Below are 19893 nucleotides of genomic sequence, written 5' to 3' on the forward strand. Positions count from 1 at the left end.
TTATATAATTATTGCTATTATAGTATATTGTAGAATATTAGTCAAAATGATATTTTAAAAATATCATAAAATATTTGTTATTTTTAGATATTTTATAAAATAAATAGGAACTATACTTAAATATTCTAATAATATTGACTTGTATTTTAAAATTGTATACAATGTAACAAATATGGAAAGCAGGTGTATATCATGAATGAAAAGAAATATGTGAGTACAAGAGGTCAACAAAGACCATTGGATTTTTGTGATGCTATTTTACAGGGGATTGGTAGTGATGGAGGATTGCTTGTTCCTGATTTTGAATTGGATCAGAAAGATTTAAAAGCATTACAACATTTATCTTATGTAGACATGGCAACTGAAATTATGACTTCTTTTGTGGGAGAACAGGAAAAAGAAGAAATGAGAGCATTATGTCAAAAAGCTTATGGACAAAATTTATTTCCTCAGGAAGTTGTTCCTGTTAAACAGGCAGGAGATGTTTTTATCGCTGAATTATTCCAGGGACCAACAGCCGCTTTTAAAGATATGGCATTATCATTATTGCCACATTTTATGACATATTCACTTAAGAAAAAAGGTGAGCAAAGAAAAGTTATGATTTTAGCTGCAACATCTGGAGATACTGGAAAAGCTGCTTTAGAAGGATTTAAAGATGTAGATGGAACATATATTCAGGTTTTCTATCCTGTTGATGGGGTTTCACCTATTCAAAAACAACAAATGGTAACACAGACAGGAAACAATGTTGATGTGGTTGGAATTCAGGGAAATTTTGATGATGCTCAAAGAGCAGTGAAACAGGCTTTTCAATCATCAGCATTAAAAGATTTATGTGATGAACATCATGTTTTCCTTTCTTCAGCTAACTCTATTAATATAGGGCGTTTGATTCCACAGATTGTGTATTATTTTTATTCATATATGACACTTGTTAATAAAAATGAGATTCGTTTAGGTGAGAGTGTTCATTTCACTATTCCAAGTGGAAACTTTGGCAATTGTTTAGCTGGAGTTCTAGCCAAAAAGATGGGTTTACCAATCCAAAAATTTATTGTAGCGTCTAATAAAAATAATATTTTGACTGATTTTTTCCGTACTGGGAAATATGATGCACGTCGTGAATTTTATAAAACAAATGCACCTGCCATGGATATCCTTGTTTCAAGTAATTTAGAAAGACTTGTGTATATGATGGCACAGGATAGTCAAAAGGTAAAATCATATATGGATGATTTGAATCAAAATGGTGTTTATGAAATTTCATCTGATTTATTAGAAAAGATACAGGATGTATTTAAGGCAGGATGGCTTAATGAAGATGAAGTACTAGATACAATCAAAACATGTTTTGAACAGACAGGTTATCTTTTAGATACACATACTGCTATTGGTTATGGCGTTTATAAAGAATATCAAAAGACTTCGGGAGATGAAACAAAGACAATTATTTTAGCGACAGCTTCACCATATAAATTTGCTGATTCTGTTTATAAAGCTTTAACAGATCAAAGCTTATCTGAATATCAAGCGATAGAAGCTGTTTATGAAAAAACAGGTGTTGATATTCCAAAGCCATTAGTTCAACTTGATCAAAAAGAAATTTTACATCAAAAAGTTATTGATAAAGATGATATAATTCATGAGATTTCTCAAAAAATAAAGGAGATGTCATTATGAAAGTCAAAGTGAGAGTTCCGGCGACAAGTGCTAACTTAGGACCGGGATTTGATGTTGCAGGTCTTGCTGTGACATTATACAATACATTTGTTTTTGAATTGCTGGATCAGGGCTTAGAAATTACGGGCTGTCCGCAACAATTCTGTAATCAGGACAATTTAACTTATCGAGCATTTGTTGAAGGTGCAAAAGCTTGTGGATTGCAGTTTCAAGGATTACGTATTGAATGTAGTGGAGATGTCCCTTATACAAGAGGTTTAGGAAGTTCTTCAACATGTATTGTTGCAGGTATTGTCGGTGCATATGCGTTCATGGATCGTAGTGAAGATCGACAGGAAATATTAGAACTGGCAACACAAATAGAAGGACATCCAGACAACGTAGCACCAGCCATCTTTGGTGGATTGACAGTGTCAGTCATGAATGAAGAACATGTCACAACGTTGAATATTCCTGTCAAACATGATTATCGTTTTGTTGCTTTTATACCTCCATTTACTTTATCAACAGAAAAATCTCGTGCTGTTTTACCACAACAGTTGCCTCGTCAGGATGCTATTGCGAATGTTTCTCATTTAGCATTAATGGTTGCCTCTTTAATCAATGGATATGATGATGGACTTAAACTTGGTTTTAAGGATCGTCTACATCAACCTTATCGTGGAACTTTAATTCAGGGATATGATGAAATTATGTCTGTTTTGGAACAGGATGAATATGTACTGGGATGCTATTTATCAGGGGCTGGTCCAACGATTATGGCATTGATTAGAGAAAGTGATAAAAAAGGTGTTGTAAGAATGAAAGAAGAGCTTGGTGATTTGTTGAAAGATTGGCAGGTAGAAAAATTAGAATTGGATATGCGTGGTTATACATGTGATTATGAATAGGTATCTTCATAAGATGCCTTTTTATTTTCAAATGATTCAATTTACGCTATAATTATCAAGAAAAGGAGCTGAGTCATAGTGAAGAATTATCATACTCATACAAGACGTTGTCAACATGCTATAGATAGTGAAGAAGATTATATTCTATCAGCTATTCAATCTGGTTATACAGAACTTGGATTTAGTGATCATACCCCTTGGATTTATGATTCCTCATTTCATCCAACGATGCGTATGGAAGCCTATGAGATTGATGATTATGTATCAACTTTATTAAAATTAAAGGAAAAATACAAAAATCAAATCTCTATTAAAATAGGATTGGAATGTGAATATTTCGAAAAATATATGGATGGTTTAAGAAACATGTTAAAACAATATCCTATTGATTATATTATTTTAGGTCATCATTATGATGGAAGTGATGAAACAGGTATATATTTTGGACATCCTCTTACAAAATCACAATTATCTCAATATGTTGATAGCTGCATAAAAGCTATGAAAACTGGATTATACAGTTATGTGGCACATCCAGATTTGGCACGTTATGATACATCGGATCCATTCTATAAGCAGGAAATGCTTAGATTATGTATCAAGGCAAAGGAAATGAATTTACCATTAGAATTTAATTTGTTAGGATATAAAACACATCGTCATTATCCTAATGATTCTTTTTTCAAAATAGCTAAAGAGGTGGGCAATCGCATTATTATTGGAACAGATGCTCATGAAAGCCGATCTTTACTGGATATGAAAACGTATCATCAGGCCCGACAACATTTAGAAAACTTAGGTTTATCCATAACTGAAGACATAACTTTTTTAAGATAGCTGTGAAAAAGAGATGTAGAGAAGATAGAACAGAGCTATCTTTTTATATGAGAAATGATGAAGAAAAGCATCATAAAATGACTTAAAAAAAAGACAGAATTGTCTATAAAAAAGACATATAATCATGTTATAATGATGAATAAGAGGAGTGTTAAAATATGGAACATGTGACAGATATAGATAAAAAGAATTATATAGATGATTGTAAAGAAATTGTAAGAACAACTATTGCTTTGGAAAAAATAGAATTATCAGATCATGAATTAACTTTATTGACTGAAGAAATTATGGATACTTCATTATCTATAGGAGGAGATTTTTCTAAAGAAAATATACGTTATATTGCCGTGCAGTATGTACGTAATCAGTTTTTACCACGTTTTCAAAAAGCTCATAAAGGAGGATAAAATATGACGTTTGATAAAGCAGTCATGGAAAAATTCATGGCTGATCATCAATCACAGTATGTAGGAAAATATCGTTATCATAGTGGCTATCGCACTGAAGAACATACGTTTAAAGTTCATTATTATATGTTGGATCAGAATTTTAGACAAATTGATATTTTTGTTGAAATTCATTGTCAGGATGAAATTACGTATACTTTTTCAGAAGATCTACATGAACAGGAAAAGCTTTATATTGTTAAAGATGCTCTTTCAAGAATACTAGCAAAACTAGGATATAAACGTGTTTTGCATTATTCATTGTATGAAAATTTTATCAAAACAGTATCAAGTGAACTGAATATCTTAGCCCCTATTGATTTCTGTGATATTTTAAGTTATATGAAGTATCATCATGGAATTAACCAACAAACAATGGATGATTTCTATAAAATTTTCTTACCATGTTTAAAGATGAATTTGAAACATAAGAATTATAAAAACTTTATTGATTCATTGAATCTTTTATTTGAATCTGTGCTATATCAATATGAGTGGGATGGTACCAATTCAAAATATTTAGATACTGAATATCAATATCATCTTTATTATATTAGAAAAATCATACGCATTGTTTATCGCCATTTAGATAAATTTTATAAGAATGTTCCTGATGAACTTTTTAAGGCTATTCGTACACTATGCTTAAATTCACGATTTACATTTGCTATTATGACTGATTTTGGGTCAATGGTTTTATCACAATACCATGTGACAAAAGCTATTATAGATACATTTAAAGATGAATTTACATTAATAGAGAAAGATTTTGTATTGGTTGATAAAAAGAAAGATGAAAATCAGGGGAATCTTGTTTTTTCGTATATTTACTATATTTTTTATAGTGATTATGATCATTATTATGAAGTTTTAATGAATGTGTTGCGTAATATTATTCATTATATGTTAACTTTTGCAAATCATGATTTGGATCTGGCATTAGGAAATTCTATTATTCAAGCAGAAGGATATCAGATCTTACTGGATTTATTCCATAGAGATTATAATACCTTTGTCTTTACTTGTTTTCCAATTGAATCTTTCCCAGATAACATGAAACCAAAAGTGAGAGATGAATTGGTGACAGCTATACAGTATTTTGCAGCAAGAATGGAAAATGAAAGTTATCGCCTCAGTTCATTTGAACAGGTTACAAATATTAATAGATTATTAATGGATAATTTTAAGGAGTGGTATAAATGAAAAAGAAGGTAGCCATTACAACAGCAGTTGCTTCTACTTTAACGGCTTCTACCTTAACAGCAAGCTTAGCTTTAGCTAATCAGTTTGCTAAAAAGGTATTATATCGTGAACATTTAAATAAAGAAGATCAAGGAAACTGGTATGAAAAAATCAATGCTCAAAAAGTCAAAATACAAAATCATAAAGGTTTATATCTTCAAGCTTATCTGATAGAAAAACCAAATGCGACAAGAACAATTGTTTGTTTGCATGCATTAATGGCATCAGCGAAGTCTTTAACACAGACTGTTGAATATTTAGAAAGCGTTTTTGAAAATGATAATATTTTAATGATTGATGCACATGCTCATGGTTTAAGTGATGGATATATTCGTGGTTTTGGCTATCGTGATGTTTTTGATTTAATGTATTTCAATACGTATTTATTACAGAAGTATGGAGATCAGCATCGTTTGATTATGTATGGAAAAGGAATGGGAGCAAATACGATTTTAAATGCTTCTGGACTTGGTAAATTAAAGAATGTAGATTTGATTATCAGTGAAGGAGCTTATGACAATGTTTATCACTATTTGACATTGAAATGTCAAAAAGAGATGAAAGTAACGAAATATTTAGCGGGTATGATGATTAGAAAAGTCGTGAAAGATGAGTTAAAGCTAGATATTAAAAAATTAGATACTGTAGAACTGGTTAAGAAAAATCAGATTCCAACAGTTTATATTCATTCTAAAAATGATCAGGATGTGCCATTCCATATGGTATTTCCATTATATAATCATGATGCTTCTGAGAAATTATTGTTTCCAATCAAAGAAGAACATCTCTATGATTTAAAAGATAAACAGGATTCCTATTCATTATCTCTAATTGAGTTTATGAATGAGAATATATAAAAAGAGGAGGGCTTATATGTATTTTGAAAAATCAAAAGGTTTCCCTAAAGATTTCTTATGGGGAAGTGCATCTGCTGCCTATCAGGTAGAAGGTGGATGGGATGCAGATGGTAAAGGTGTTTCCAATTGGGATAAGTTTGTAAGAATTCCAGGAAAAACTTTTAAAGCAACAACAGGAGATAAAGCTGTTGACCATTATCATCGTTACAAGGAAGATGTCAAATTAATGGCAGAAATGAGATTAAAAACGTATCGTTTCTCTATTGCCTGGACAAGAATCTATCCAAATGGAAATGGTGAAGTGAATGAGGCTGGGCTTCAATTCTATGATAATTTAATTAATGAATTATTAAAATATGGTATTGAACCTATGGTGACAGTTTATCATTGGGATATGCCTCAAGCTTTAGAAGATCAATATCATGGTTGGGAAAGTCGTCAGATTGTTGATGATTATGTAAACTATGCAACAACACTTTTCAAAAGATATGGAGATCGTGTTAAATATTGGATTACAATGAACGAACAAAATATCTTTACATCATTTGGATGGTTAAAAGGAATGCATCCACCAGGAAAAGAAAATGATATGAAAACATTCTATCAGGTTAACCATCATGCCAATATGGCACATGCAAAGACAGTTTTGGCTTTAAAAGAAATGTATCCTGACGCAAAAGTTGGTGCTTCATTTGCTTATAGTCCATGTTATGCATATGATAGAAAACCTGAAAATGCGATGGCTAAAGCTGATTATGATGATTTACAAAATTATTGGTGGATGGATGTCTATGCTTATGGACGTTATCCAAGAAGTGCTTGGGCATATTTAGAAAGTCAAGGAGTCACTCCACAAATGGAAGATGGCGATGAAGACATTTTGAAAAAAGCGGCATCATTAGTTGATTTCATGGGTGTGAATTATTATCAGACATGTGTTGCTGAATATAATGATATCAATGGTGTTGGTATGACGAATACAATGAACAACACAGGTGAAAAAGGAACAGCTCAAGTTCAAGGTGTACCAGGATTATATAAGAATCCGGCAAATGATTTCTTGCCAACAACTGACTGGGATTGGACAATAGATCCAATGGGAATCAGAATGTGCTGTCGTGATATTACTTCACGTTATGATTTACCTGTTGTTATTTCTGAAAATGGTTTAGGAGCTTTTGATAAGGTTGAAGATGGACAGGTTCATGATCCATATCGTATTGCTTATTTAAAAGCACATATTGAAGAATTAAAGAAAGCTATTGATGATGGATGTCGAGTTTTGGCTTATTGTACATGGTCATATACTGATTTATTAAGCTGGTTAAATGGATATCAGAAACGTTATGGATTTGTATATGTTGATAGAGAAGAAGATGAAAATTCTGGAACATTGAATAGAATTCCAAAGGATTCTTATTATTGGTATAAAAAAGTCATCGAAACAAACGGTGAAGAATTATAGGATGAAGAAGGTATATATCATTTCATGATACATACCTTTTTTTGACCACTTACTTTGACATATGAACCACTTAGGCTAGGAGTATTTACTTTTTTGGTATTTCTTATTATAGTAAAGATATCAAAGGAGATTAGATATGAAAGTCAAAATAGAAATAGATGAGAGTTTACAGGAAGAAGAAGTGGTTATTAAAGCTCCATCTTTGAATGAAAAAGTGCAACGCATACAAGAAGTGATTCATGATATGTCTAAAAGTTCAAAAACAATGATTTTTTATAAAGGTCAAGTAGAATATTATTTATCATTGGACGATATTTTATTTTTTGAAACCAGTGATCATCATATTCATGCCCATACCAAAAATGATATGTATCAGATTAAATATAAACTGTATGAACTTGAAGAAATGTTACCAGGAAATTTTATGAGAATATCAAAGTCGACTATTTTGAATGTCAAGAAAATATATGCTATTCATAAAACAATATCTAGTCCATGTCTTATTGAATTTGAAGATACACATAAGCAAGTGTATGTATCTAGACATTATTATAAACCACTAAAAATAAGATTAGAGGAAAAGAGGTTATAAGATGAAAAAAAGTAAAATGTTTTGGGGTGTTTTGTTTATTGCTTTGGCAGTCTTATTGATTGTGACACAATTAGGTCTTGTGAATATACATATGAGTATATGGACTTTATTACTGACAGTTTTTTTGGGTGTATCTGCTTTATCTAGTTTATTACATAAACGTGCAACAGGATTCTTGTTTTCAATAGCGTTTTTAATCATCATTTATGATGAGCCACTTGGTTTAGAAGCCATTACGCCTTGGACTGTTTTAATAGCTGCCTTATTAGCAAGTATAGGTTGTCATATATTATTTCCATCATCAAAAAAACATACCCATTACGCACAGGATATTCAAGATAAAAAAACTGTAAAAGATGGGCATGTTGATATTAAAGAAAGCTTTGGAAGCTGTATTCGTTATATTGACTCACAAAATATGGAAGATATAACCATTACCAATAGAGCAGGAATGATGAAGATTTATTTTGATCAGGCTGATATAAAAGGACAGGAGATCAATTGTTATCTTTATATGAGCTGTGCCATGTTAGAACTTTATATTCCAAAGACATGGAAAGTGAAGAATTGTACAGATAGTGTACTATCATATATTGATATGGAAATGTTTGATCATAATATTGTTGAACATACAATGATTTTAAAAGGAAAAATAAATTTATCTGAAGTGAAGATTATCTATGTATAGCTATAATGTGAAATCATATTATAGCTTTTGATATGTCTTTTTTAAAAATTGAGCAACCCCATCCTGATCATTGGAAGGGATGATTTGAGTAGCGATTGCTTTTAATTTTTCATGTGCATTATCTACTGCATAGGCTTCATCAGCTAACTGAAACATTTCTATATCATTTTCTCCATCTCCAAAAACAACAAGATGATCATAATGATAAATATGTTTTAATTGTTCAATAGCATGTGCTTTAGATGTCCCTTGAGGCATAATTTCAAGCCATTGTTGATTTGTATAAATATCTTTTTGGAATAAACAATGATATTGTTTTTGATAATATTCATAAAACGGTTTAAGCTTATCTGTTTCATCAATCAATGTGACATAAAAAATTTGACCAACATAAAAGTCTTTGGGATGATGGATGATTCTGATTCGTGGATCATCTTTTCTAGACTCAATAAACTCAAGCATTCCGGGTGTGCATTTTTCTGGAATAAAAGAAAATTTTTCTTCACCGTCAATAAACGCATAGACAATAGGATAAAGATGATTGTTTAAAAAATGATCTAAAAGCAGATGAATATCTTCTTGGAAACAATGTGATAATAAGATCTCACCTGATACATTATCTCTCACACATGCACCATTATAAACAATTAAAGGAAAAGGCGCCTGTAATCCTTGTGTGACTTTCTTAGCTGTCTGATAAGATCTGGCAGTTGCATAAGAAAATAACATGCCATCACTAACAAGCTGATTGATTGTCTGGATGGTAAAGGGAGATAATGTCTGATTGGAATTTAATAGTGTACCATCTAAATCAGAAACATAAAGCGTTGTCATAATGATTCCTCCTATCTTTAAATATAGTTTAATTAATGGAAGAATAAATGAAAAGCTTTTTTTAAAGAAATATAAAAATATGGTATAATGGGTGTGAAAGAAGTGAGGTTGAGATATGAAAAGAAAAATACAAATAGTTGCGATAAATGCAATGATAGCCTGTATATATGCTGTTTTCACTTTGGTATGTTCGGCTTTTTCTTATGGTGCAATTCAGTTAAGATTATCCGAAATATTGATTTTCTTAGCTTTTTATAATCGTCGCTATATTCCGGGATTACTTGTAGGATGCATGTTGGCTAATGCGTTTTCTCCATTGGGCATTTATGATGTTATATTTGGTACGCTAGCGTCACTTATAACTTGTCTATCATTGACAATGATTTCTAACTTATTTCTAGGAGCTTTTTTAGGTGCTTTATTTAATGGGATTATTGTTGGTGCAGAGTTATATTTTTTATTGGATTTACCATTTTTTATAAATGCTATGTATGTGTTTATAGGAGAATTGATTGTATTATTGATAGGTGTCTTTGTGTTTAAATTCTTAGAAAAGAATCCATCTTTGATGCAAAAATATATTATGGAAGATAAATAAAGAGTTCATAATGACAATATAAAATAAAAATGAGGTGATTGATTTGAAAACATCCATAAAAATACGTGATTTGACATTAAAAAATATATTCATTATTTTGAGTTATACCGCTTTACTTGTTTTAGGGGTGATTTATTTTGAAAGTATTTTTCAATATTTGGGGGAATTATTAAATATTATTCAACCATTTATTATAGGCTTTATTCTGGCTTTTATCTTTAATATTCCAATGAAGTTCTTTGAAAAGAAACTAGCTATACAAAATAAGAAAAAACGTAGAGTTGTTTCAGCGATTTTATCAGTGTTACTTATTTTATTAGTATTATTACTTGTTGTTATGGTTGTTGTGCCACAAGTTATAGAAAATGTAAGAACATTAATAGATAATTTACCTAGTATTTTTGCGCAGGCTGAAAAATGGTTGAATTATGTGTTTGAAGAAATTCGTTTATCACCAGATCTTCTTGATAAAATCAATGAATTTCAAACACGTTTTGCTCAAACATTCATTTCTACTTTAACGGCTTGGGCACCTAATATTGCTTCAGGTGTTTCCCATATCACAACAAGTGTCATTAATATTTTTATGGGATTTGTCATGGCTATCTATATGATTTTCTCTAAAGATAAACTAATCAGACAGGTGAAGAAATTTGCACATGCTTTATTTAACGATCAACATTATCAGTATATCAGCGAAGTTGTCAAATTAACAGGAACAACTTTTGAAAATTTCTTGGCTGGACAATTAACAGAATCAATTATTATTGGCGTATTGTGTTATATTGGTTGTATGATTTTAGATATTCCTTATGCGTCTATTGCGGCTATTGTCATTGGTTTTACAAATATTATTCCATATTTTGGGCCTATTATTGGGGCAGTGATATCTTCAGTGTTAATATTATTTGTATCACCTGTGAAAGCATTGATTTTCCTTGTTTTCAGTACCCTATTACAACAGTTTGAATCCAATTTAATCTATCCACATGTTGTAGGAAATTCAGTTGGTTTATCAGCTTTATGGGTGTTATTTGCAGTCAGTGTTGGTGGGGGATTGTTTGGCATACCAGGAATGATTTTTGGATTACCAACTTTCTCAGTTATTTATGAGTTATTGAGAAGATGGACAAATTATCGTTTAGAAGTGAAAAGAAATTTAGCCAAAAAACAAGAGGAGATTGTTGAATGAGTCACTTATTTGAATTTGATGCCATGATTCATAAAGTAGAGGATCGAGATGGTGCTTATGTGATTTGTCACTATGATATAAGACAATTATATGGAAAAGGAAGAATGAAAGTTCATGTCACATTTGATGGTGTTCCCTATGATGGAAGTATTGTCAATATGGGAGTGAAAGATGAATATGGTCAAATCTGTTATATTATTGGGATGTTGAAATCTATTAGAAAACAATTAAACAAGCAACCTGGTGATTCTGTTCATGTGGTGGTTGCAAAGAGAGAAAAATAATCTTTTATTATATGAAATATTCTTTTTTCAAAGCTGTTTTGTAGTATAATAAAAAATAGAAATGGAGGTAATTAAAAAATGGGATTTAGAAAAGATTTTTTATGGGGTGGAGCGATTGCTGCCCATCAAGCTGAAGGAGCATGGAATGAAGGAGGAAAAGGTGTTAGTATTGCTGATGTGATGACAGCAGGATCTAATGGTGTTGCAAGAAGAATTACAAATGGTGTTATTGATGGTGAAGATTATCCAAATCATGTGGGTATTGATTTCTATCATCATTATAAAGAAGATTTAGCTTTAATGGCAGAGATGGGATTTAAAGCTTTTAGAACTTCTATCGCATGGACAAGAATTTTTCCAAATGGGGATGATGAACAGCCAAATGAAGAAGGATTAAAATTCTATGATGACTTATTTGATGAAATGCATCGTTTAGGTATTGAACCAATTGTCACTTTATCACATTTTGAAATGCCATATCATTTGGCTGAAAAATACAATGGATTTATGGATCGTAGATGTATTGACTTCTTTGTGAAATATGCCAAAGTATGCTTTGAAAGATATAAAGGAAAAGTTAAATATTGGATGACTTTTAATGAAATCAATAATCAGGCTGAGTTAATATCAATGGGGGCACATCATCTTGCTCAAGAAGGTGCAGTTCTTGTTAAAGAAGGTGACGATATTGAATATATGATGTATAAATCAGCACATCACGAATTAGTTGCCAGTGCATTGGCAGTGAAAGCGGCACATGAAATTGATCCCGATGCAAAAGTTGGGTGTATGATTGGTATGAATGGTGTTTATCCAGCAACATGCAATCCTGAAGATGTTTTAAATGCACAACAAGCAATGCATCAAAAATATTGGTATGTAGAAGTTCATGCAAGAGGACATTATCCTAAACACTTATTAAAGAAATTTGAAAGAAAAGGATATGATAACTTTATCTTACCAGAAGATGAAAAAGCATTGGCTGAAGGATGTGTAGATTATATAGGATTCTCTTATTATATGAGCTATGCGACAAAATATACTGGAAGATTTGGTCGTTCATTTGATTTCTCTGAAGAAGACTATGTCAGAAATACATACTTAAAAGCTAGTGATTGGGGATGGCAAATTGATCCAGTTGGTTTAAGATGGTGTCTCAACTGGTTTAATGACCGTTTTGAACTTCCTATGATGATTGTTGAAAATGGTTTTGGAGCTTATGATAAATATATTGATGATAATGATCAATATGTTGTCGATGATCAGTATCGTATTGATTACTTGGCAGCACATATTGCAGCTATGAAAGAAGCCGTTGATTATGATGGTGTTGATTTATTAGGATATACAATGTGGGCACCTATTGATATCGTTTCAGCTTCTACAGGTGAATATGATAAACGTTATGGATTTATCTATGTCAACTACAATAATGCCCATGAAGGAGATTTCTCAAGAGCGAAGAAGAAATCATTCTATTGGTATAAACATGTGATTGAAACAAATGGAGAAGAATTATAAAAGTGTTGTTATGCAACACTTTTGTTTGTGAGGATCAAAATGGATTTTGAAATTGTAGAGGCAACAAAAGAAGATGCAAAAGATATACTGGCATTAACCAAAATATGTGGAAAAGAAACAAATTATTTAAGTTATGGCAGTGAAGGCATTGGACTTTCTCTTGAACAGGAAATGGCTTTTCTTGATAATGTTGCTCATTCTTTAAAAGATGTTTTCTATGTTGTTAAAATGAAAGATGAAATTGTTGGGATGGGTTCTTATACAACTTTTTCATCGCCAAGAATGTCCCATCGTGGGGAAATAGGTCTATGTATTCGTCAATCAGCATGGCATTTAGGCATTGGACATGCTTTGATGGATCGATTGCTTGACTTTGCTAAAAATCAGGCAAAAGCCGATCTTGTTTCTTTAGAAGTGTGTCATGATAATAGACGTGCTATTTCTTTATACCAGCATTATTGTTTTCAAAAGATAGGGACTTTTGAGGGATTCTTTAAAATTGACAGCAAACTGATTGATTATGATATTATGTTATTAAAATTAGAAAAAAGTTCATGAAATCTCATGAACTTTTTAAATGGCTCTTGTATATTCTTTTAACCAATCTTTTTCTTCATCTGTAAGATAAGGAGATATTTTTTCATAAACTTCTTGATGATATTGATTTAACCAGTTCTTTTCTTTTTGTGATAACAGACTTTCATCTACAGCATCTAAATCAATAGGAACAAATGTTAATGGTTCAAAATGTAAGAATTGTCCATATTCATTTTCTGTTCCTTTGACACAAAGAAGTTCATTTTCAATACGGATACCATATTGTCCTTCTAAATAGATACCTGGCTCATCTGTAATATTCATACCCGGTTCTAAAGTGATGTTTTCTGATAAACTACGTAATTTATAACGGAAGCCTTGAGGTCCTTCGTGAACATTTAATAAATGACCGACACCATGTCCTGTACCACATTGGTAATCAATATCTTCACTCCACATAGGGCTTCTTGCTAAAATATCTAAACTTTGTCCTGTACATCCATATAAGAAATGAGCATTTTGTAAAGTTAACATTCCTTGTAAAACCATTGTAAAGTGTTTCTTTTGCATGTCAGTAATATGTCCTAATACGAATGTTCTTGTAATATCTGTTGTTCCATCCATATATTGACCACCACTGTCAATCAACAACATACCATCTTGATCGAGTGTAGTATATTGATTTTCTGTTGGATGATAATGCATTAAAGCGGCGTTGTCTTTCCATGCACAGATAGTTGTAAAGCTTGGTTCAATAAATAAATCTTGTTGTTGTCTAAACTGTAAAACTTGATGAGAAATACTCATTTCATCCATTGGTATCTTGCCATAATTCTTTTTAAACCAATACATGAATTTTGTCATCGCAACACCATCTTTAATATGCGCATTTTTAGAATTTTCTATTTCAACATCATTTTTAATAGCTTTCATCATTTGTGATGGATTCATCTGATTAACAATTTCACAATCAAGACATTGATATAAAGCATAATTGATATGAGCCTGACTTAATAAGACACGTCCTTTTAATTGACGTGCATCTTGATAAATATCAAGATATTCTTTAATGATGACATTTTCTTTTTGGAATGCTTTGACCATTTCTAAATCATAACTTCCTTTTTGAAGATATAAATAAGACTGATCAAGAGTAATCAAAGCAAAGGCTAATACAGTTGGTGAACAAGGAATATCATTGCCACGAATATTGAATGTCCATGCTATATCATCAAGTGTTGTCATGATATGAGCATCACAGTGATGTTCTTTCATCACATCTACAATTTTTTCTATTTTTTGATGTGTTGATAAACCATGATATTGTATATCATATAAAAATGCTTTTTCACATGATCTTTGAGGTCTATCTTTCCAAAATTCCTGCATAAGATCAACACACTCTATTTGATAGTCATCAATTTTAAGCTGCTTTTTCAAATCAAGAATAAATTGACAAGCCATTGTCTGACCATCAAAAGCAATCTTATCATGTTCTTGAATATGTTGGATAAGAAATTCTAATAGTGTAGGGACACCTTTTTGTCCCATTTTCATTAATGTAATACCTTCGTATAATTCCTTAGCTGCCTGAATGAAATAACGCCCATCAGTCCAAAGATAAGCTTCATCTTGCATCACAAGTAATGTTCCAGCACTACCAGTAAAGCCACTTAAATAAGCACGTGCCTGATAATAGTCACCTACAGTTTCAGACTGATGATCATCATCAGTAGGAACAATATAAAATTGAATATTTTTATCTTTTAATAATTGTTGAAAATCCTTTATCATTATGAACACCCCTATAATACTTTAGCACAATCTTTACATTTTGTAAGTAAAAATGTGTTAAAAAAGATAGTAATCCTTATTTGTGATTTCTCGTTGATAAAAAATGAGGCCAGTCATCTATAAAATGATTTTCCTTGGGCCTTTATAAAAGCATGAATAGAGAAAATTCATGACATGAAGAAAGTGAGTGACCTGTTTATGAGGAAATCTCATATAAAAAATCTAACCATAGAAAATCTGTTGGTTAGATTTGATTTTTTATATATTAAAAGCTAAATGTATACCTTTTATTTGAGTAATACAGGTTTTTCTTTGTTGAGAACAAATTCTAATGTGTAGAGAGGGTAATAGCACACATTTTGAGAATTTTCGCCAATATTTTTTTGAGAAAATTTAAAAGCGAATGAAGGTTTATACGTCTTAATAAAATTATGAAATGATGTTGATACAGTGTTACGAGATGATTTCACTTCAATAGGGGTAACATTGCCCTGATAATAAATGACAAAATCAATTTCCTGAGATTGAGATGGTTCAAAGTAATAGGAATCTTTCTTTTTGGAGTGAAGAATCTGTGCAATAACATTTTCATATAAAGCACCCTTGAAATGCCCTAAATTTCCACTGATGAATGCTTTGATGACAGCCTCATCAAATTGGGACACAAGAAGACCGGTATCAGCCATATAGACTTTAAATATATTCAGTTCCTTATTGATTTCTAATGGAATCTCTGGAGTTTTCAATCTATATGTTTTGATAATAAGTCCACTGTCTTTCAACCAATCAAGACTGGATTCATAATAGCGAGCATTTCCGCCTTTTTTAATGAGCTTATATTGAAACTTTTTATTTTCTTTAGCTAACTGAAGTGGAATAGAATCATAACATTCTCTTGCTTTTATTCTTTCAGAACCATGAGCATATTTAAGCATATCGTTTCTATAATCATCGACGATTTGTCTTTGAATAAGTAGTGCTTCTCTGTATGATTTTGTTTGAAAATAGGTTTGAACAACTTCAGGCATACCACCGATAATGATATAGTCCTTAAAGAACTGATTAAATTTTTCATGAATGCTAATAGGAATAGGCTTGTTGTTTTCAATAGATTGATAAATTGTATCTATAATAGATGGATTAACTCCCATAGCATCTACGAATTCTAAAAAAGTCAGGGGATACATATCCCATGTTTCAACGTAACCAACTGGGAAAGACGAACTTGATGCTACTGCAACACCAAGCATACTTCCAGAACAAATAATATCACAAGGAAAATCTTCAGACAGGAATTTCAAAGCTGTGAAAGCATCTCCACATGCTTGAATTTCATCTAAGAACAGCAAAGTATCATTATCAAATTGAATATCCATATATGTTAATTCAAAGTATTGCAGTAAATCATGAGCAGTTTTTGTCTGTTTGAAAAGTTTTTGAAATTCATGATCTCTTTCAAAATTGATTTCAACTAGATTTTTGTAGTTGTTTTTGGCAAATTCTCTGATGATATAAGTCTTACCGACTTGACGAGCTCCTTTAATAATGAGCGGTTTTTTCACTTTTTTGTTTTTCCATTCTATTAAATCATTATAGATTATTCTTTTCATAACTATCACCATCCATACATAGTATATCATTTGAATAGAGAAAAATACATAAAATAGATAAAAAAGTTATAAAAAAATGCAAAATAACTTTTATTTCATATTAAAAAAATGCAAAATGCATAATTTATTATATTAAAAATATGCAATATCTATGTATTAGATGTGGGTAAGTATCAAATAAAATGAATCTATCATAGATTTATTAACTATAATAGGACAGTTAGATGATAATAAAAAGAATACATCTTTGATAATTTGAAGACTTATTTTTTTAATCTATAAGAGTTTGAAGCAATCTTTACATTTTTGTAAGTCAAAATATGTTAAAATAAAGTAGCAACCCTTATTTGCAACTTCTAGTTGACAAAAAACAACTCTAGGTTGGTGGTTTATAGAGCTGATTTTGACTATGCTTAAGACAAGAGGTGAGATATATGAGTTTTGGAGAAAAGTTACAACAATTAAGAAAAGAAAAAGGTTTATCTCAGGAAGATTTAGCCTATCAATTAAATGTATCAAGACAGGCAGTCAGTAAATGGGAATCGCAAAATGGATATCCAGAGATGGAAAAGATGATTTTAATAAGCGAATTGTTTCAAGTGAGTTTAGATTATTTATTAAAAGAAGATTATGATGATTCTTTTCAAAAAACAGATACTTCTTATTATTTAATGTCAAAACAAAAAATAGACGACTATATACAAATCAAAAAAAGTTTTGCATTAAAAATGGCATTATCTGTATCATTCATGATTTTGGGACTTCTCATTCCTATTTTATGTTCAAATACACCTTATGAAACATGGAGTGGTTTTGGCTTCTTAATCATTATTGATATAAGTATTTTTGTCATCATGGTAGCTGCTCTTTCTAAAAATCCATATCAGAATATTGAAGATCAGGAAATAAAAATGAGTTTTAGTGATTTACAAGAGTTACAGGAACAATATCATCAATTTCACTCTCATTTGACTTTAGCTATTGCTGGTAGTGTTTTATTGATTATTGTTTCACTTGCATGTGTGGCGTTATTAACAGAAACACATTTTGCCAACTCACAATGGATACCTGCTCAATTTATGTTATGTGTTGCGATTGCTGTTTTCTTCTTTATTTATTATGGAATTTTAGATGGTGTGTATAAATTCCTTGTTCATAATAAAGAGTATGTTAAAGATAAACAAATTCAAAAGCAGCAAAGTAGTATTTTTGGAATCACAATGCCTCTAGCAGCTATGCTTTATTGTGTGATGGGATTGACATGGAACTGGTGGCATCCAGGATGGATTATTTTTCCAATCACTGCTTTTATTTCATTAGGTATTGATTATTTGATTCATCGTAAGTAAAGAAGATGTAAGTCCAATGTCATTCAGTCCTTAACTTAATGACATTGCTGAATGGCTCCTTCTCTTTTGATGATGCGGTGAGCTGGCAGAAAGGATGGGAAGAAAACGAGTAGCAATTGAAAACGAATTGCAATCCCCGGTTCCTCTTGATATAATAATAGTTAGATATTACTAACTCGTTTGCGTATTAGGAGGATAGATAGCCATGTCCGAATTTGGTATAGTAGAAGATACAATGTTTATTCCTATGGTGGGAAGGATTTACGCCACCGAAAAGTTTCCGGGTATTTTATATGATAAAAAAGCACTTTCATTAAAAGAAAAGTTGCCATCCGCACTGTTGGAAACAGGAAATCAAAGTCAATACACGCTTCTGGCTTCTGCATCCCGTTCCGCTAATATGGATCGGCATATCCAGAACTTCCTGAAACGTAAACCGGATGGTGTTGTTATACAGTTGGGCTGCGGATTGGAGACAACGTATGATCGCAATGAAAATGGACAAACCCAATGGTATGCTGTAGACCTTCCGAATGTAATCGAATACCGGCGCAGTTTGCTCCCGGAACCTGAGAAGGAAACTTATCTTTCAGGGGATGCTTTTTCAGACGGATGGCTCAGGCAGATCCGCAGGAACATGCCTGATACGCCGCTTCTGGTTACTGCAGGAGGTCTGTTCCATTATTTTCAAGAGGAAAAAGTTCTTGGCCTTTTGCAGATGCTGAAAGGTTTCGGGAATATAGAGCTTGTGTTTGATACGGTAAATAAAAGCGGCATGAAAATGTTGCAGAAGAAATATATGAAGCAGATGGGACATGAAAATGCCCGAATGTTTTTTTATGTGAATTCGGCTGAAGATTTGGTTACCACACTAGGTAGAGGTGTCAAAGTATTGGCGGATGAACCATATTACAAGTTTATCAAACGAGATGGATTAAAAATCATTACAAAAATCAGTATGGATATTTCAGATCGATTTGGAATGCTCAAAATGATCCATCTGGAGTGGAGGTAATGTAAATATGGTGGTCATGATAGAAAGTCTGATTGGTATCTTATTATTCACAATCCTGATTGTGTCGCCGACGCTGAAAAATCCCCTTGCCTCAGTGGGAGATTATCCCTGGCCATAAGGGAGAAATGTATGGAATTAGGATTAATCGAAAAAAGAGAACAACGTTTCCCAGGTCAGATATCATCTAGAAAGGAATCGCCCTGCCTGCTTTTGTGTTCATCTTCGCTGTTATCCTGAAACAGTTTAATGGAGCAGATACATTCTGGAAAGGGGTGCGGGATTCCTACATGATCTGGCTGATCATTGATTGGTATGATGCTCTGGTGCTTGACTACATCTGGTTTTGCCATTCGAAAAAAGTCAAGATACCAGGCACAGAGGATATGGAAGAATATAAGGATTACTGTTTTCATATTAAGCAGTCCTGTATTGGTATGCTTCTTGGCTTGCCCGCCTGTC

At 31.8% G+C, this 19893-nt stretch carries 19 protein-coding genes; 16 read left to right on the top strand and 3 right to left on the bottom strand.

Features of this window, described 5'->3' with window-relative positions:
- Window positions 1-192 precede the first annotated feature (192 nt).
- The 9 genes from thrC to B5E79_RS03045 all read left to right on the top strand — a co-directional run bounded on the left by thrC (window position 193) and on the right by B5E79_RS03045 (window position 8700).
- Window positions 193-1683, top strand: coding sequence for a threonine synthase (thrC, locus tag B5E79_RS03005; RefSeq protein WP_087296920.1), 1491 nt, complete (start codon window positions 193-195; stop codon window positions 1681-1683).
- The gene (thrB, locus tag B5E79_RS03010) at window positions 1680-2573 is read left to right on the top strand and encodes a homoserine kinase (protein ID WP_087296921.1); all 894 of its coding nucleotides are present in this window, start codon (window positions 1680-1682) and stop codon (window positions 2571-2573) included. Before thrC ends, thrB begins: the two co-directional genes overlap by 4 nt.
- Before the next feature lie 78 nt (window positions 2574-2651).
- On the top strand, window positions 2652-3410 hold the full coding sequence (locus B5E79_RS03015; RefSeq protein WP_087296922.1) for a histidinol-phosphatase: 759 nt from the start codon (window positions 2652-2654) through the stop codon (window positions 3408-3410).
- 158 nt (window positions 3411-3568) lie between these two features.
- Window positions 3569-3817: a hypothetical protein gene (locus tag B5E79_RS03020; RefSeq protein WP_087244459.1), complete on the top strand. Its 249-nt coding sequence runs from the start codon at window positions 3569-3571 to the stop codon at window positions 3815-3817.
- 3 nt (window positions 3818-3820) lie between these two features.
- On the top strand, window positions 3821-5059 hold the full coding sequence (locus tag B5E79_RS03025; RefSeq protein ID WP_087296923.1) for a hypothetical protein: 1239 nt from the start codon (window positions 3821-3823) through the stop codon (window positions 5057-5059).
- The gene (locus tag B5E79_RS03030) at window positions 5056-5955 is read left to right on the top strand and encodes an alpha/beta hydrolase (protein ID WP_087296924.1); all 900 of its coding nucleotides are present in this window, start codon (window positions 5056-5058) and stop codon (window positions 5953-5955) included. The genes B5E79_RS03025 and B5E79_RS03030 overlap by 4 nt, the downstream gene beginning before the upstream one ends.
- 16 nt (window positions 5956-5971) lie before the next feature.
- Window positions 5972-7420, top strand: coding sequence for a glycoside hydrolase family 1 protein (locus tag B5E79_RS03035; protein WP_087296925.1), 1449 nt, complete (start codon window positions 5972-5974; stop codon window positions 7418-7420).
- A 136-nt stretch (window positions 7421-7556) separates the two neighbouring features.
- Window positions 7557-8012, top strand: a complete 456-nt coding sequence (locus B5E79_RS03040; protein WP_087244463.1) for a LytTR family DNA-binding domain-containing protein — start codon at window positions 7557-7559, stop codon at window positions 8010-8012.
- A 1-nt stretch (window position 8013) separates the two neighbouring features.
- Window positions 8014-8700: a LiaF transmembrane domain-containing protein gene (locus B5E79_RS03045; protein WP_087296926.1), complete on the top strand. Its 687-nt coding sequence runs from the start codon at window positions 8014-8016 to the stop codon at window positions 8698-8700.
- Between the two features lie 18 nt (window positions 8701-8718).
- Here the strand turns inward: B5E79_RS03045 and B5E79_RS03050 are convergent, their stop codons facing one another.
- Window positions 8719-9534 (bottom strand): Cof-type HAD-IIB family hydrolase, encoded by an 816-nt coding sequence (locus B5E79_RS03050; RefSeq protein WP_087296927.1) that lies wholly within the window; start codon window positions 9532-9534, stop codon window positions 8719-8721.
- Window positions 9535-9649: 115 nt separating this feature from the next.
- Here B5E79_RS03050 and B5E79_RS03055 point away from each other — a divergent pair, with 115 nt between their 5' ends.
- The 5 genes from B5E79_RS03055 (at window position 9650) to B5E79_RS03075 (ending at window position 13687) form a co-directional block, all read left to right on the top strand.
- Window positions 9650-10132: a QueT transporter family protein gene (locus tag B5E79_RS03055; RefSeq protein ID WP_087296928.1), complete on the top strand. Its 483-nt coding sequence runs from the start codon at window positions 9650-9652 to the stop codon at window positions 10130-10132.
- Window positions 10133-10175: 43 nt separating this feature from the next.
- Window positions 10176-11324: an AI-2E family transporter gene (locus B5E79_RS03060; RefSeq protein ID WP_087296929.1), complete on the top strand. Its 1149-nt coding sequence runs from the start codon at window positions 10176-10178 to the stop codon at window positions 11322-11324.
- Complete coding sequence (locus tag B5E79_RS03065; RefSeq protein ID WP_087296930.1) at window positions 11321-11608, top strand: DUF1905 domain-containing protein; 288 nt, start codon at window positions 11321-11323, stop codon at window positions 11606-11608. The genes B5E79_RS03060 and B5E79_RS03065 overlap by 4 nt, the downstream gene beginning before the upstream one ends.
- A 78-nt stretch (window positions 11609-11686) precedes the next feature.
- On the top strand, window positions 11687-13129 hold the full coding sequence (locus B5E79_RS03070; protein ID WP_087296931.1) for a 6-phospho-beta-glucosidase: 1443 nt from the start codon (window positions 11687-11689) through the stop codon (window positions 13127-13129).
- Between the two features lie 39 nt (window positions 13130-13168).
- On the top strand, window positions 13169-13687 hold the full coding sequence (locus B5E79_RS03075; protein WP_087296932.1) for a GNAT family N-acetyltransferase: 519 nt from the start codon (window positions 13169-13171) through the stop codon (window positions 13685-13687).
- A 15-nt stretch (window positions 13688-13702) separates the two neighbouring features.
- On the opposite strand, the gene B5E79_RS03080 is transcribed toward B5E79_RS03075, so the two are convergent.
- Window positions 13703-15460, bottom strand: a complete 1758-nt coding sequence (locus B5E79_RS03080; RefSeq protein ID WP_087296933.1) for an aminopeptidase P family protein — start codon at window positions 15458-15460, stop codon at window positions 13703-13705.
- Between the two features lie 287 nt (window positions 15461-15747).
- On the bottom strand, window positions 15748-17070 hold the full coding sequence (locus tag B5E79_RS03085; RefSeq protein ID WP_087296934.1) for an ATP-binding protein: 1323 nt from the start codon (window positions 17068-17070) through the stop codon (window positions 15748-15750).
- A gap of 434 nt (window positions 17071-17504) precedes the next feature.
- Between B5E79_RS03085 and B5E79_RS03090 the strand changes: the two genes are divergently transcribed.
- Both B5E79_RS03090 and B5E79_RS03095 read left to right on the top strand, forming a co-directional pair.
- Complete coding sequence (locus B5E79_RS03090) at window positions 17505-18419, top strand: helix-turn-helix domain-containing protein (protein WP_087296935.1); 915 nt, start codon at window positions 17505-17507, stop codon at window positions 18417-18419.
- Between the two features lie 205 nt (window positions 18420-18624).
- Window positions 18625-19434 (top strand): class I SAM-dependent methyltransferase, encoded by an 810-nt coding sequence (locus B5E79_RS03095; protein WP_087296936.1) that lies wholly within the window; start codon window positions 18625-18627, stop codon window positions 19432-19434.
- Window positions 19435-19893: the final 459 nt, after the last annotated feature.

The sequence above is a fragment of the Massilimicrobiota sp. An134 genome, from assembly GCF_002160815.1.
GTDB lineage: Bacteria > Bacillota_I > Bacilli_A > Erysipelotrichales > Coprobacillaceae > Allocoprobacillus > Allocoprobacillus merdigallinarum.

Coding starts and splice junctions, on each gene's coding strand:
- thrC (WP_087296920.1), top strand. CDS start 193: ATGAATGAAAAGAAATATGTGAGTACAAGAGGTCAACAAAGACCATTG.
- thrB (WP_087296921.1), top strand. CDS start 1,680: ATGAAAGTCAAAGTGAGAGTTCCGGCGACAAGTGCTAACTTAGGACCG.
- B5E79_RS03020 (WP_087244459.1), top strand. CDS start 3,569: ATGGAACATGTGACAGATATAGATAAAAAGAATTATATAGATGATTGT.
- B5E79_RS03025 (WP_087296923.1), top strand. CDS start 3,821: ATGACGTTTGATAAAGCAGTCATGGAAAAATTCATGGCTGATCATCAA.
- B5E79_RS03030 (WP_087296924.1), top strand. CDS start 5,056: ATGAAAAAGAAGGTAGCCATTACAACAGCAGTTGCTTCTACTTTAACG.
- B5E79_RS03035 (WP_087296925.1), top strand. CDS start 5,972: ATGTATTTTGAAAAATCAAAAGGTTTCCCTAAAGATTTCTTATGGGGA.
- B5E79_RS03040 (WP_087244463.1), top strand. CDS start 7,557: ATGAAAGTCAAAATAGAAATAGATGAGAGTTTACAGGAAGAAGAAGTG.
- B5E79_RS03045 (WP_087296926.1), top strand. CDS start 8,014: ATGAAAAAAAGTAAAATGTTTTGGGGTGTTTTGTTTATTGCTTTGGCA.
- B5E79_RS03050 (WP_087296927.1), bottom strand. CDS start 9,534: ATGACAACGCTTTATGTTTCTGATTTAGATGGTACACTATTAAATTCC.
- B5E79_RS03055 (WP_087296928.1), top strand. CDS start 9,650: ATGAAAAGAAAAATACAAATAGTTGCGATAAATGCAATGATAGCCTGT.
- B5E79_RS03065 (WP_087296930.1), top strand. CDS start 11,321: ATGAGTCACTTATTTGAATTTGATGCCATGATTCATAAAGTAGAGGAT.
- B5E79_RS03070 (WP_087296931.1), top strand. CDS start 11,687: ATGGGATTTAGAAAAGATTTTTTATGGGGTGGAGCGATTGCTGCCCAT.
- B5E79_RS03075 (WP_087296932.1), top strand. CDS start 13,169: ATGGATTTTGAAATTGTAGAGGCAACAAAAGAAGATGCAAAAGATATA.
- B5E79_RS03080 (WP_087296933.1), bottom strand. CDS start 15,460: ATGATAAAGGATTTTCAACAATTATTAAAAGATAAAAATATTCAATTT.
- B5E79_RS03085 (WP_087296934.1), bottom strand. CDS start 17,070: ATGAAAAGAATAATCTATAATGATTTAATAGAATGGAAAAACAAAAAA.
- B5E79_RS03090 (WP_087296935.1), top strand. CDS start 17,505: ATGAGTTTTGGAGAAAAGTTACAACAATTAAGAAAAGAAAAAGGTTTA.
- B5E79_RS03095 (WP_087296936.1), top strand. CDS start 18,625: ATGTCCGAATTTGGTATAGTAGAAGATACAATGTTTATTCCTATGGTG.